Consider the following 12812-nt stretch of genomic DNA (forward strand, 5'->3'; position numbering starts at 1 on the left):
TCAAATGGAACACATTGCAATAGTTGTTAATATAATTAAAATAATTAGTAACAGTACGTAAATTTATATCTAGCTTGAAAAGATAAAATAAGTGTTATGGGATAGCAACAAAACTTTTTATACTATTGTTGTGGACTATTGCTTGTAAGTGTATTGCAAATAAGTCAACGTGAAAACCGACTATTACGGCATAGGAAAAATAAAGCTACCATTAAAAATGTTAAAAAATCTGAGAATGTTAAGTCTTCTCACTTCCACGAAGTGGTACTAATGTTTTGTTTTATCAAAACAGAATTCAGGAGTCAGAATACCCTTTCAGGGAAGCAAGCTACAGAATGAATGCTGTACAACTGGTGGATAGCACAGAGGTAGCCAGTCCCTTACTAATTGATTATGACCGGAGTTGCGGAGTCCCCGGCTTTGCTTCTGAATTCTTCTTCAAAATTAGAAATTTTGCATTTGGCATTGCTTATGAAGTTACGTTCATATATGTTTTTAGGTTTTTTTCTCAGTCTGCTCTTAAGTCTTTTGCCTTTTTCGAGCAATTTCATAAATGCTGCAACACCGACAGCAGCCGCACCTGTATCTGCGGCCTCATTCACCCAAGGGGTTAAAAAAACGGTGTTGGAAAATGGTTTAACAGTGCTAACCAAGGAAGTTCATACTGCTCCAGTGGTGAGTGTGCAAGTTTGGTATAAAGTTGGTTCCCGTAACGAAGTTAAGGGAGAAAATGGCATTTCTCACCAGCTAGAACATTTGATGTTCAAGGGTACAACTGCCCGCCCAGTGCAGTTTGGAAGATTGTTTAGTGCCTTGGGTAGCCAGTTCAATGCCTTTACTAGTTATGACGAAACAGCTTATTTTGGCACAGTACAACGAGACAGACTCGAAGCATTGTTGACACTGGAAGCCGATCGCATGGAAAATTCCTTAGTTGGGCCTGAACAACTCACAAGTGAAAAGCGAGTGGTGATCTCCGAGTTACAAGGGTACGAAAATTCACCAGGCTATCGTCTGAGTCGGGCAGTGATGCGAGATGCTTTCCCTAACAGAGCTTATGGCTTATCTGTGGGAGGCACAAAAGCTGATGTAGAAAAATTCACGGTGGAACAGGTGCGGAATTATTACCAAACCTATTACAGCCCAGATAATGCTACGTTGGTAATTACGGGAGATTTTGCCACAGAACCTGTACTCAAAGTTGTTAAAGAAACTTATGGGAAGTTGACAAAACGAGGAAACGAGGAAAAGAGAACACGGGAAAATGTCGCTCCATCTTCTCCACTTGCCCCTACTACTAAAAAAGCACCGATTGTTTTGAAGCAACCGGGAAGCGCGGCACTACTACAAGCAGTGTATCCTTTACCAGATATCAAGCATCCTGATGTGCCGGCAATTGATGTGATGGATGCCATTCTCACAGGTGGACGTAGCTCTAGACTTTACCAGGCTTTGGTAGAATCTGGACTTTCCAGTTCAGTAAGTGGCGGTGCTGCCGAACTCATTGAACCAGGTTGGTATGAAATTAATGCTACGGCGGCTCCAGGTCAAGAGTTAAGTAAAATTGCCCAGGTGCTTCAGGAATCTTTAGGAAAGTTGCAACAGCAGCCTGTCACCACAGAAGAATTGAACCGGGCGAAAACGCAACTGCAAGCCTCATATATCTTGGGTAATCAAGATATTACTAGTCAGGCTAGCCAACTCGGATATAACCAAACGATCGCGGGCGATTATCATTTTATTGAACAGTATCTCGCTGCGATCGCTAAAGTCACCCCAGCCCAAGTCCAAAAAGTAGCGAAAACTTACCTAAATCCGGCTAAACAAACCATCGGTTTCTTTGAGCCGACTCAACCAGATGGAAAACCAGGGACTTCTAGCGCTGGTTCTGGGCGCACAGTCGAAAATTTCAGCCCCGGTAAACCTGTAGATCCGGCAGAACTAGCTAAATATCTCCCACCTGCCACATCAGCTACAGATTCGGCCAAACAATCGCTACCAGAAGAGTTTACCTTAAATAATGGTTTGCGGGTTTTGTTGTTACGCGATCGCAGTCTCCCCACTATTAACCTGAGTGGACAAATTGACGCTGGTACTGAATTTGACGGTAATCAAAAAGCTGGATTAGCGAATCTGACTGCGGCCAACTTAATGAATGGGACGCAGACTAAAAATGCTCTTACCCTAGCAAAAACCTTAGAAGACCTGGGAGCCGATTTGAGCTTCAGTGCTAGCCGTGAGGGAGTGAATATTAGCGGTGAAGGACTTTCAAAGAACCTGCCGATATTGATTCAAACTCTGGCAGATGTGTTAGAAAACGCCACTTTCCCCGCCGACCAGCTAGAATTGAGCCGTCAACGAGCGTTGACAAGTCTTAAAGTCCAGCTAGATGATCCTAGAGGACTAGGAAGACAAGTATTCCAGCAGGCAATTTATCCTGAAAATCATCCATTCCATAGCTTTCCTACATTCGAGAGCTTAAAAAGCATTAGTCGTGATGATTTGCTTGGCTTCTATCAGAAATACTACCGACCAGATAGCACAACGATCGCAATAGTTGGAGACTTCGATCCAGTTAAGGTAAAAGCTTTGCTGAATCAGGCGTTTGGCAAATGGCAAGCCACAGGTAAGCCACCTGTGCTGAAAATATCATCCGTGCCATTACCGCAAACTTCGACACGTTTAAACAAAATAATTCCTGGTAAAGCTGAGGCTGTTACCTACATCGGCTACAACGGCATCTCTCGCAAAGACCCGCGTTATTATGCGGCACTGATACTGAATCAAATATTGGGTGGTGATACCTTATCGAGCCGCTTGGGTACGGAAGTGCGCGATCGCCTCGGTCTAACCTACGGTATCTATAGTGGTTTTGCCGCCGGCATCAATCCCGGCCCATTCTTGATTCAGATGCAGACTGCTCCTGGAGATACCCAAAAAGCGATCGCCAGTACTCTCGCTTTACTTAAACAGTTGCGCGAGCAAGGAGTAACTGAGGCTGAATTCAACACGGCAAAACGCTCACTTACTAATAGCTACCCCGTGGATTTAGCTAATCCCAGTAATGTATCAAGCATCATTTTGGATAATGCTGTCTTGGGACTTTCACGATCAGAAATCCGAGACTTTCCTCAACGGATTCAAGCAGTTACTATGGCTCAAATGCAACAGGCAATTCAGGATTTAATTAAGCCAGAAAATCTGGTAATTGTCACCGCCGGACCTGGAGAGACTGTACCTAAAGGCGGTTAATTAACTCACTGAATTTTAAATTTTGGATAATGGAATTGAAAGATTCAAAATTCCAAATTTAACCTGACAGTGCTAAGAGACACATACCTGAACATTTTGAGAGAGTATTTCTCTATCTAACGGAGGAATTGAGAAAGATAGTATCAGGACAAAATAAACAGATATTCCGATCACCTGACGAACTTTAACTCCTATTTCCCCATTTCTAGATAGAAATGGGGAATTTTTTCAAAAGCTACCAACATGGAATTCCAATGAAATATTTATCTGTCTTTAGGAGGAATAAGATCAAGTCTAAAAATAATAAAAACTTAAGTAGCCCGATTACCCTACCGAACTTTGTTCTAGCTCTCCCCATGTTTTTACCTAACGGGGGAGAGTTTATTTAAAAAATCGATGGCTGCACCAAGGCAGATGAGAGTTCTTTCAAATCAATCAGCTTAGTTTAATCCTTGATTATCCCTAATCCTCGGGAAAATAATTTTTAATGACGCTTTCATATTACTAATGCAATTCGTAAAAAAGTATGTAATTATAGTAATTTTAACTTATAACTATCTAGGCATCAATAAATTTAAAGTTTGTAGTAAGGACTTTAGTCCTGATATTCCTTGCTCTGAGCGATAAATCGCTCACTACAAACTAAGAGTTTATTTTATATTTAATTATGTCGACCTACTTATCTTGTTTTTCCGATTTTATTTTTCTTCTTTCTTTTCTTCCAAATTGGTTATCTTCGCATTTGGCATGAGGATATAGTTTTCCTGGCTCTGTTTTTCTTCTTTCTTTTCTTGTATAACTTGAGTTGAATATATTTCAACATCTCGTTGAATAATATTTTCTACATTACCTGCAAAAAGATTAAACGCCTGTTGGTGGTTTGTATAATCACGATAAGGGCCTGTCAACTGGGAGAATTGCCACCCTTGGGTTTTCAAAGATTCGACTGTACGACGATAGTGTCGCCAACGTTCACCGTAATGAAAAAACTCTTCAATGGCAGCACTAATAGCGACGATTTGACTCAAACCAAAAGTTGACCAGATAATGAGATTTCTGGCTCTCTCGTTAACTTGTAAAGTAGAAGTAGTGTTAATGTTTAAACTTACCAGTGCTGGGAGAATTACACCGCCAATAATAGTTGTTATCCGCAACAAATAATGGCGATCGCGTGATAAATTAGCCTTACCTTCCATCCAAAGTACTTGGTCTAACCAGCGCGATCGCAAAAAATGCTTCTGCCCATCGCCTAAATTCATACCTTCAAATAACTTGTTAAAATCTTCCTTTAAAAATTCCTGATAACTATCTTTTTTTGCCATTATTCACTCCTAATTAGAAAGCAAATCTTTAATTATTTGACCTAAATTTTTAACCCCATTCTCTATGTCAATCAAGTTGACGTATTGTAATATACCAGATTTTGCTAACTTTTTAGCTCGCTCATCAGTACCCTCTCCACGCAAGGCATCGGCAAGGATATCTGCGGTTCTACCACTACCAGCAATCACAACAACTAACCTTCCAGTATTAACGCTAGAAAACGCATCATCAAAGGTGATCTCACCACCGTTTAAAAGTACAGTTACTGAAGGTGCATTATTGGCCAGCACAGTTGCAACGTCAGATATCCAAGGTGATTCGTCGCCCCAATTATCGCCAGGAACCAGTACAAAATGAGTATGGTTTGGCTCTAACGGTGTCAAATCAGCATCAGGTTCTTGTTGATTAGGTAAAGCCACTTTGTTTTCAGGTGTTACACCAATCAAAGCAAACTTAGCACCTATCTGGCTACGAGCCTCACCCATCAATTGCATAACTCCCGCATCCGTACCTCCATCGACAACATAAGCACCCAAACTTTCGGCTATGGGGGCTAAAACTTCCGTAAACAACCGTTTAATCCGAAGAAAGTCGGCTTCACTGATTTTACTTGCACCCCCTACCACTACTAAAATAGAATGCGAACCGCCAAGCCCTATTCGCTCAAGAGCATCTGGTAATTCAGCTTGTCGATCAACTCGAATAGCTAATGCTGTTTGTCCACTGTTAAAGGTAAGTTTCAAAGGATTTTTCATTTTTCCACAATTTTGACTGCTTAAGTTTCCCAGGGTAGAATTTCATAGCCATGTTCCGCAAGGGTTGTATTACCGACAGTTAATTGCCCAAACGTTCAGTTTTTTGTCCAACCGAGGAGCGATGTCTCCGACGGGCTACGCCTACGTCAGAAGTGTTATTTGGTGCAGCTCCAAAAAGCAACGTTATGATAATTAATGCATTAATCAAGCTTACGCCTAATAATAAATAAGTTGGCACAAACAAACCTCTAGAATACGGAGACGATTAATCGCCTCTATAAAAGCTGTTAGGTGCTGTGCCAAACCAAAATCAGCCGTTGTACAAATTTCCATAAGGATAATTGAAGTGACTAGGACTAATTCAGACTTTCTTTCCTCCACCGATCCAGCGATCGCGGAGTTAATCAACGACGAACTACAACGCCAGCGAGATCACTTGGAGTTGATTGCTAGCGAAAACTTTACCTCTGCTGCTGTGCTGGCGGCTCAAGGTTCAGTACTGACAAATAAATATGCCGAGGGATTGCCTGGTAAACGCTACTATGGCGGTTGTGAGTATGTTGACAAAATCGAGCAACTAGCTATCAACCGCGCGAAACAGATATTTGGTGCTGCTCATGCCAATGTCCAACCCCATTCTGGCGCACAAGCCAATTTTGCAGTATTTTTGTCGCTTCTGGAACCAGGGGACAAAATTATGGGGATGGATTTGTCTCATGGGGGACATCTCACCCACGGTTCACCTGTAAACGTTTCAGGTAAGTGGTTCCAAGTTAGCCACTACGGTGTCAGTCAACAAACAGAACAACTTGACTACGATCAAATTCGGGAGCTGGCGCTGAGGGAGCGTCCTAAGCTCTTGATTTGTGGTTATTCGGCTTATCCCCGGATAATTGATTTTGAAAAATTCCGTAGTATTGCTGATGAAGTAGGTGCTTATTTACTTGCCGATATTGCTCATATCGCTGGTTTAGTTGCTAGTGGTCTTCATCCCGATCCCATTCCTCATTGTCATGTAGTAACAACAACCACACATAAAACTCTCCGTGGCCCTAGAGGTGGTTTAATTTTGACCAGTGATGCAGAACTAGGTAAAAAGCTAGATAAATCTGTTTTTCCTGGTACTCAGGGCGGGCCATTGGAACACGTCATTGCTGGTAAGGCAGTGGCTTTTGGAGAAGCTCTAAAGCCTGAGTTTAAAACCTATTCTGCTCAAGTAATTGAAAATGCTCGTGCTTTAGCAGAACAACTACAAAATAGAGGCTTAAAGTTAGTGTCAGATGGCACTGACAACCATTTACTCCTCGTGGATTTACGTTCTGTAAATCTAACTGGTAAGCAAGCCGATAAGCTAGTCAGTACTGTAAATATTACTGCTAACAAAAATACCATTCCCTTCGATCCACAATCACCATTTGTTACCAGTGGTCTAAGGTTAGGTTCGCCCGCAATGACCACGCGGGGCTTAGGAGCAGCAGAATTTACCGAGATTGCAAATATTATTAGCGATCGCCTGCTTTCTCCAGATTCCGACGTAGTAACGCAAGATTGTCGGCAACGGGTAGCGGCATTGTGCGATCGCTTCCCCTTATATCCTCACCTGGAAATTCCTGTACCAGCACTAGCATAATTGGGCATGGGGCAATTCAATTTTAGATTTTAGATTGACGATTTTAGATTGAAATTTAATCCAAAATCCAAAATCTAAAATCTAAAATTCTTAATCCCTGCTCCCCCCAATTCCCAATTCCCCATTCCCCATTCCCCATTCCAATGAGTGCAGAAATTATTTGTGTTGGTACTGAATTGCTGCTAGGAGATATCCTCAACGGCAATGCTCAATATTTGGCGCAACAATTAGCGCAGCTAGGAATTCCCCACTACTATCAAACAGTAGTTGGGGATAATCCAGAACGGTTGAAGCAAGTTATAGAAATTGCTATTTCCAGAGCGCAAATTCTCATTTTCACTGGTGGACTCGGCCCCACACCAGATGATCTCACATGCGAAACCATCGCTGATTTTTTTAAAACTCCTTTGGTAGAAAACCCAGAAATTATCGAAGACATAACCCAGAAATTCGCCCAACGCGGTCGGGTTATGTCACCAAGTAACCGCAAGCAGGCTTTGATTCCCCAAGGTGCAGAAATTCTCCCCAACCCCACAGGAACAGCACCCGGTATCATTTGGCAACCCCGTCCTGAAATCACGATTTTTACCTTTCCCGGTGTTCCCAGTGAAATGTATCCAATGTGGGAAGAAACAGCCGTCCCATTTCTCAAAAGTCAAGGTTGGGGTAAAGAAATTATTTACAGCCGAAGTTTAAAGTTTTGGGGTATTGGTGAATCCGCTTTGGCGGAAAAAGTTGCTTCTTATTTGAAGTTGCCAAATCCCACAGTCGCCCCTTATGCAGGTAAGGGAGAAGTAAGATTGCGAGTTTCTGCTAAAGCCACTTCTGAAGCAGCCGCAGAAGCCTTAATTGCGCCCATTGAGAAACAACTTAAAGAAATTGCCGGACTAGATTTTTACGGCGTTAATAATGATACTCTTGCTTCCGTTGTCGGTGAGTTATTGCGGGCATCAAAAGAAACGCTTTCGGTGGCAGAATCTTGTACTGGTGGCGGTTTAGGGCAAATGTTGACTGAGATTTCTGGAAGTTCTGATTACTTTTGGGGTGGCGTAATTTCTTATGACAATTCGGTGAAGGTTAAGCTGCTGGGGGTTAACCAGGAAGATTTAGATAAATTTGGGGCGGTAAGTGCAACTGTTGCAGAGCAAATGGCAATTGGAGTCAAAACCCGCCTTGCAACAACTTGGGGATTGAGTATTACTGGTATTGCTGGCCCAACTGGAGGGACAGATACAAAGCCTGTGGGTTTAGTTTACGTTGGTTTAGCTGGGCCAAAGGATGAAGTGACAAGTTTTGAGTATCAATTTGGTACAGTGAGAGGTCGAGCTTTAATTCGTCATGTCAGCGCGAATGCAGCGTTAGATAATCTGCGGCGGAAGTTGTTGACGAGGTAGAAGGCATGTTATCTTTGTCATACATTCGTATGACAAACGAACTTAACCATGCGAATTAATGCGCGATTAGATGACGAGTATGCTGACAAATTAGCCTTTATTCAACAGCAGACTAATCAGGCAGTAACAGATGTGATTAAGTCTGCTATTGAATTGTATTACCAGCAGCTTCAGCAGGAGCAAAAGAATCCTTTCTCAATGCTCACCCAAACAGCCTTTATTGGTTGCGGTGAGTCACATCCGGATCTATCTGTAAATTACAAATCAATTTTGAGAGATGGTTTAAAAGCTAAGTATGATTATCGTTGATACTGGCTTTTGGTTAGCATTGGCAAATCGCAATGACTCGTACCACACTCAAGCAATAACAGTACTTGCCAATGTCAACGAACCTCTGATTACGACTTGGGCTGTCGTTACAAAGACTTGCTATCTACTGCTAACAAAGATGGGGAACCACGCGCAAGTAAGTTTCATTAATAACTTATTTTTAGGGGCCTTTACGGTTTTTGATTTGCAACCCCATCATGCTAAACGCATTTGTGAACTGATAGAAAAATATGCGAACTTACCAATGGATCTGGCCGATGCTTCGTTAGTAGTTTTGGCAGAAAATCTGGGGCATGGAAGAATTTTGTCTATAGATTTCAGAGATTTTAATGCTTACTGTTGGAAAAATCAGTATCCGTTTGAAAATCTGATGGGATGTTAAAAAACTCAATTATGAATTACGCAGCTATGAACAAAATTCCCATTCTTCAACCAAATCACTCATACACTTCCAGAAACTATTTTGAGATGTTATTCGAGCCAGAAGATACACTGTCCGAATTTGGCTATTCTTTAAAACGTTCCTCTCTGAATCTACAAAAGTCCAAAGTGTAGAAATGTCGAAAAAGCGTAAATTGCTAGAGAAAGTTCTTTCTAGCTCTAAGAATATTCAATTTAATGAACTGGTGACTTTGGTTGAGGCGTTTGGATTTTATCTATCACGGGTTAATGGCAGTCACCACATATTTACTAATCCAGATATTCCTGAGCTTGTTAACCTGCAAAATCGAAAGGGCGAAGCTGTTCCATATCAAGTCCGTCAATTTTTGATTTTGATTGAAAAATATACACTTATTTTGGAGGATGAAGAATGAAAAACTATCATATTAATATCTTCTACAGTCAAGAAGATGAGGGCTATATTGCTGATATTCCTGATTTGAAATACTGTTCAGCATTTGGCTCAACTGAAGAAGAAGCACTTCATGAAGTTTTGAAAGCAAAAGAAGCATGGTTAGATGCTGCGAAAAAGGAGGAAAAACTAATTCCTGAACCGAGATATCGTCCTGCAATTTACCAGATAGCCTCATGATTAGTAGAGATGCGATGTCTGATGACAAGCCGCTCCGCGTCTACGCACTTTTGTGTAGAGATTGCGATCGCCTTTGCTAAAAAATCTTAATACCAGTATTCAGGTTATTTAATTGCAGCTATATCATAGTTAAACTTTTTGTTAATAGAACCTATAACCTTAGCTTCTGCTGGTGTAATTACCCCATCTAGATGAGCAATTTTTTGACATTGCGCCAGTAGAGGTACGGCAAAATCACTATTAAGTTGCTCAAGTAAAGTTTCTAAAGATGGTAGCGATTTTATATTAGCTGTAATCGCATCGATTGAGGCAGGACTAAGATTCGCAGCTTGTAATTCTAGCAAAATATCTTTCCAAGATTTATCTGGATTTCCCGCTAAGACAATATGAACCAAAATTTGATCCATAATCTTTTCTTGGGAGATAGCAGCTTCAAGATATTGTTCACTCTCTAGTTGAGCATCGACTAAAGTCGCTTCTAAAGTTAATGGATTCTGCTTTGCTTCATAAAACTGACAAGCCGCATAGCCTAATGCGTATATCATTACTGCATTTGAACTAGCACCAATGACGGCTCCCGCTACTGGCAAATTTCTTAGTAAGCCCAAACCAGCTTTGATTGCTGTTTTTCCACCTACCCCTAAACCAAAAATTGCTACTGCCTCTGCTCTGCGATCACAATCTTTTAAATCCATTCCATAGGCAGCAGCAATTTGATAGACTAACTCCACTGATAATGCAGATGTAGCAGCCCAATCTACTACAAACATTGCAGCTGCTTGTCCGGGCACAAAACTACTAGCAAGCCCTGTTCCTCCTACTAAAACAGCTTTTTCCAGCATAAGATGATGGGCAATTTGTACTGGTTGTTGATTTGGATGTTCTTGCTGTAACTTTCTGACAGCAGCCTCAGCTTTAACTAAATCAACCTGTTCAATTAAGGGATTTAACCAATCTTGATTTAGAGATTTTATTGCTGCTTGCAATTGAGGATTGTTGCCAACAATTGCTAATGCCTGCCCTACAATTTGTGTTGCCTGAAAAGCTGCACCACCAATTGCACCACCAATACCTACAGCCGCCCCTGCAACAGCTTGCCCTGCTTGAACAGCAGCACCTCCAATAGTCCCACTGATGCCTATAGCTGCTCCTGTAGCAGCTTGTCCAGCTTGAACAGCAGCACCGCCAACGGCTCCGGCTGTTCCTGTTACTGCTCCCAACAATGAACCCAAAAAAGATGATTTTTGTACAGTTAATTTATTATCTGTTGGTTTAGTAATGACAATTGAAGATTCCACTTCAATATTTGTTTGAGGTGTTAGTACAGCTAAATTTACTAGCGCTTCTAACTCAATTTTTTGTTGCCAATCTGGTAAATCTTCACCTGTTACTCTACCGTATATTTTGACATTTTTAAAAGATTGGATGCCTAAATTAATGGTTCTTCAGGACTTATTATGCTAAATAATTAGTGATCCAGAGTTAAAAATCGTCAATTAGTATATAAAGTTATGAGTAAAGTCGTTGATATGGTTGACATTGAAACCATATATATTGTTAGCTGTAAATATAACAATAATATTTTTAAGTGTATTTACAGATATGCTCAATAAAAGAGGAATTAAAATTCTAACAGAGCTTCTGGATTTGAAAGATGTAAAAGTTATATCACAGCGTCTTCATGCGGGGATTGGAATTGTTTTACAAACTGAATCAATTAAATCATATAGTATTTGTCCTGACTGTGGCATAAAAAGTCAGAAATTGCATCAAAATCATCGACACATTGTTAAAGATTTACCATTCGGGGATAAATCTGTTTTTTTAGAAATTAATAGGCGACAATTTAAATGTGAAAAATGCAGAAAACCCTTCAGTGAAGACCTAGATTTTGTTAGAAAGAAAAGAACTTATACAAAACGACTTGCACATAAAACAATACAAGAAGTATTAGAATCGGACATACGTAGTGTGGCTTCTATTGGTATAGTGACAACAGATGAAATAGAAAGAATGTTAAAAGACGCATCTGAAGATAACGGTGATTTAAAACCTGAAGACTTAAAAAGACTTGGAATTGATGAAATAGCTCTAGTGAAAGGAAAGGGAAATTACTGTGCTGTATTAGTAGATTTAGATACGTCTAAGCTGCTGGCAATTTTAAGCGATCGCACTCAAGAGGTAATCAAGAAAACCCTTATAGAATGGGGAACTGAAGTTTTAGAACAAATAGAGGAAGTCAGCATAGATTTATGGAAAGGATATAAAAACTTAGTTACAGAATTAATGCCTAAAGCTCAAGTCGTTGCAGATAGATTTCACGTTATGGTTCAGATAAACAAGGAATTAGATACCCAGAGGAAACAAGAAAAGCGGAATGTCGAACAGTTAAGAAAGAAAGCAAAAACATCATCAAAAAAGGCAGAATATGAAAAAACATTAGCAGGAATTAATAAAAGTAAATACGTTCTACTGAAAAACGAGTCAGATTTGAATGAGGAGCAAAAAACTAAGCTGATTCAAGTAAAAGAGGCATCTTCTATTCTCAAAGTAATGCATGAATTCAAAGAGAAAATTAGAACTATTTTTAATAAGACTAATAATTGGTATACAGCAGTCTTTAAACTGGGTATTTGGCTCTCAAAAGCTAAACAATATTTTCCCAATAGCAACAATACTATTATCCGTTGGTTTGATGAGATAATCGCTTATTTTGATAATAGAACGACTAGTGGTGTCGTTGAAGGTATCAATAACAAACTCAAACTAATTAAGCGCTCGGCTTATGGGTTTAGAAATTTTGAAAACTTCCGAGTAAGATGCTTATTAAGCTGGCATTTTAATTGATAGTTTAGCATAACAAGTACTGAAGAACCAAATTAATTAATCCATCACAAATAACTGGGACTACTAACTGTTGTACTGGAACTTCAATTGATTCCAGGATTATCTGGAGACAATTTTGTTTTAAACTAGTTTTTGGCGTAATTCTGGGTAAATTTAACCACTGACTTACCAGAGTGTTAATCGCATTTGTATCACCCTGCTTGGCAAGTTCTAGAATATTTAGCTGTATCATATATAGTATTGGTGAG

General features: G+C 40.2%; 13 protein-coding genes. 8 read left to right on the top strand and 5 right to left on the bottom strand.

The window, feature by feature from the left end; genetic code table 11:
- Positions 1–471 precede the first annotated feature (471 nt).
- Positions 472–3252: a M16 family metallopeptidase gene (locus ACFFRD_RS29260; RefSeq protein ID WP_392483191.1), complete on the top strand. Its 2781-nt coding sequence runs from the start codon at positions 472–474 to the stop codon at positions 3250–3252.
- Positions 3253–3950: 698 nt separating this feature from the next.
- Here ACFFRD_RS29260 and ACFFRD_RS29265 read toward each other — a convergent pair.
- The 3 genes from ACFFRD_RS29265 to ACFFRD_RS29275 all read right to left on the bottom strand — a co-directional run bounded on the left by ACFFRD_RS29265 (position 3951) and on the right by ACFFRD_RS29275 (position 5568).
- Positions 3951–4574: a DUF4231 domain-containing protein gene (locus ACFFRD_RS29265; protein ID WP_392479193.1), complete on the bottom strand. Its 624-nt coding sequence runs from the start codon at positions 4572–4574 to the stop codon at positions 3951–3953.
- A 9-nt stretch (positions 4575–4583) separates the two neighbouring features.
- Entirely contained in the window at positions 4584–5330 is a 747-nt protein-coding gene (locus tag ACFFRD_RS29270; RefSeq protein WP_392479195.1) for a hypothetical protein, read from the bottom strand.
- A 79-nt stretch (positions 5331–5409) separates the two neighbouring features.
- Positions 5410–5568 carry a hypothetical protein gene (locus tag ACFFRD_RS29275; protein ID WP_392479197.1) on the bottom strand — a complete coding sequence of 53 codons (159 nt, stop codon included), beginning with the start codon at positions 5566–5568 and terminating at the stop codon, positions 5410–5412.
- A gap of 108 nt (positions 5569–5676) precedes the next feature.
- Here ACFFRD_RS29275 and glyA point away from each other — a divergent pair, with 108 nt between their 5' ends.
- From glyA to ACFFRD_RS29305, 6 genes are all read left to right on the top strand, one after another.
- Positions 5677–6960, top strand: coding sequence for a serine hydroxymethyltransferase (gene glyA, locus ACFFRD_RS29280; RefSeq protein WP_392479199.1), 1284 nt, complete (start codon positions 5677–5679; stop codon positions 6958–6960).
- A gap of 143 nt (positions 6961–7103) precedes the next feature.
- Entirely contained in the window at positions 7104–8354 is a 1251-nt protein-coding gene (locus tag ACFFRD_RS29285; RefSeq protein ID WP_392479201.1) for a competence/damage-inducible protein A, read from the top strand.
- 48 nt (positions 8355–8402) lie between these two features.
- Positions 8403–8663 (top strand): CopG family transcriptional regulator, encoded by a 261-nt coding sequence (locus tag ACFFRD_RS29290; protein WP_392479203.1) that lies wholly within the window; start codon positions 8403–8405, stop codon positions 8661–8663.
- Complete coding sequence (locus ACFFRD_RS29295; RefSeq protein ID WP_392479205.1) at positions 8650–9066, top strand: type II toxin-antitoxin system VapC family toxin; 417 nt, start codon at positions 8650–8652, stop codon at positions 9064–9066. The genes ACFFRD_RS29290 and ACFFRD_RS29295 overlap by 14 nt, the downstream gene beginning before the upstream one ends.
- Before the next feature lie 175 nt (positions 9067–9241).
- Positions 9242–9499 (top strand): type II toxin-antitoxin system HicA family toxin, encoded by a 258-nt coding sequence (locus ACFFRD_RS29300; protein WP_392479207.1) that lies wholly within the window; start codon positions 9242–9244, stop codon positions 9497–9499.
- Positions 9496–9717, top strand: a complete 222-nt coding sequence (locus tag ACFFRD_RS29305) for a type II toxin-antitoxin system HicB family antitoxin (RefSeq protein ID WP_392479209.1) — start codon at positions 9496–9498, stop codon at positions 9715–9717. The genes ACFFRD_RS29300 and ACFFRD_RS29305 overlap by 4 nt, the downstream gene beginning before the upstream one ends.
- A 104-nt stretch (positions 9718–9821) precedes the next feature.
- Here ACFFRD_RS29305 and ACFFRD_RS29310 read toward each other — a convergent pair whose 3' ends face one another.
- Entirely contained in the window at positions 9822–11015 is a 1194-nt protein-coding gene (locus tag ACFFRD_RS29310) for a hypothetical protein (protein WP_392479211.1), read from the bottom strand.
- Between the two features lie 304 nt (positions 11016–11319).
- Between ACFFRD_RS29310 and ACFFRD_RS29315 the strand changes: the two genes are divergently transcribed.
- A complete protein-coding gene (locus ACFFRD_RS29315; RefSeq protein WP_392483192.1) occupies positions 11320–12564 on the top strand; it encodes an ISL3 family transposase in 1245 nt (414 codons plus the stop codon).
- Between the two features lie 4 nt (positions 12565–12568).
- Here ACFFRD_RS29315 and ACFFRD_RS29320 read toward each other — a convergent pair whose 3' ends face one another.
- Entirely contained in the window at positions 12569–12796 is a 228-nt protein-coding gene (locus tag ACFFRD_RS29320) for a hypothetical protein (RefSeq protein WP_392479213.1), read from the bottom strand.
- Between the last annotated feature and the right edge of the window lie 16 nt (positions 12797–12812).

Source organism: Nostoc sp. C110 (assembly GCF_043099725.1).
Taxonomy (GTDB): domain Bacteria; phylum Cyanobacteriota; class Cyanobacteriia; order Cyanobacteriales; family Nostocaceae; genus Nostoc; species Nostoc muscorum_A.

Bases quoted from the DNA above. Each gene is read 5' to 3' on its own strand.
- ACFFRD_RS29260 (WP_392483191.1), top strand. From the start codon at position 472: ATGAAGTTACGTTCATATATGTTTTTAGGTTTTTTTCTCAGTCTGCTC.
- ACFFRD_RS29265 (WP_392479193.1), bottom strand. From the start codon at position 4,574: ATGGCAAAAAAAGATAGTTATCAGGAATTTTTAAAGGAAGATTTTAAC.
- ACFFRD_RS29270 (WP_392479195.1), bottom strand. From the start codon at position 5,330: ATGAAAAATCCTTTGAAACTTACCTTTAACAGTGGACAAACAGCATTA.
- ACFFRD_RS29285 (WP_392479201.1), top strand. From the start codon at position 7,104: ATGAGTGCAGAAATTATTTGTGTTGGTACTGAATTGCTGCTAGGAGAT.
- ACFFRD_RS29290 (WP_392479203.1), top strand. From the start codon at position 8,403: ATGCGAATTAATGCGCGATTAGATGACGAGTATGCTGACAAATTAGCC.
- ACFFRD_RS29295 (WP_392479205.1), top strand. From the start codon at position 8,650: ATGATTATCGTTGATACTGGCTTTTGGTTAGCATTGGCAAATCGCAAT.
- ACFFRD_RS29300 (WP_392479207.1), top strand. From the start codon at position 9,242: ATGTCGAAAAAGCGTAAATTGCTAGAGAAAGTTCTTTCTAGCTCTAAG.
- ACFFRD_RS29305 (WP_392479209.1), top strand. From the start codon at position 9,496: ATGAAAAACTATCATATTAATATCTTCTACAGTCAAGAAGATGAGGGC.
- ACFFRD_RS29315 (WP_392483192.1), top strand. From the start codon at position 11,320: ATGCTCAATAAAAGAGGAATTAAAATTCTAACAGAGCTTCTGGATTTG.
- ACFFRD_RS29320 (WP_392479213.1), bottom strand. From the start codon at position 12,796: ATGATACAGCTAAATATTCTAGAACTTGCCAAGCAGGGTGATACAAAT.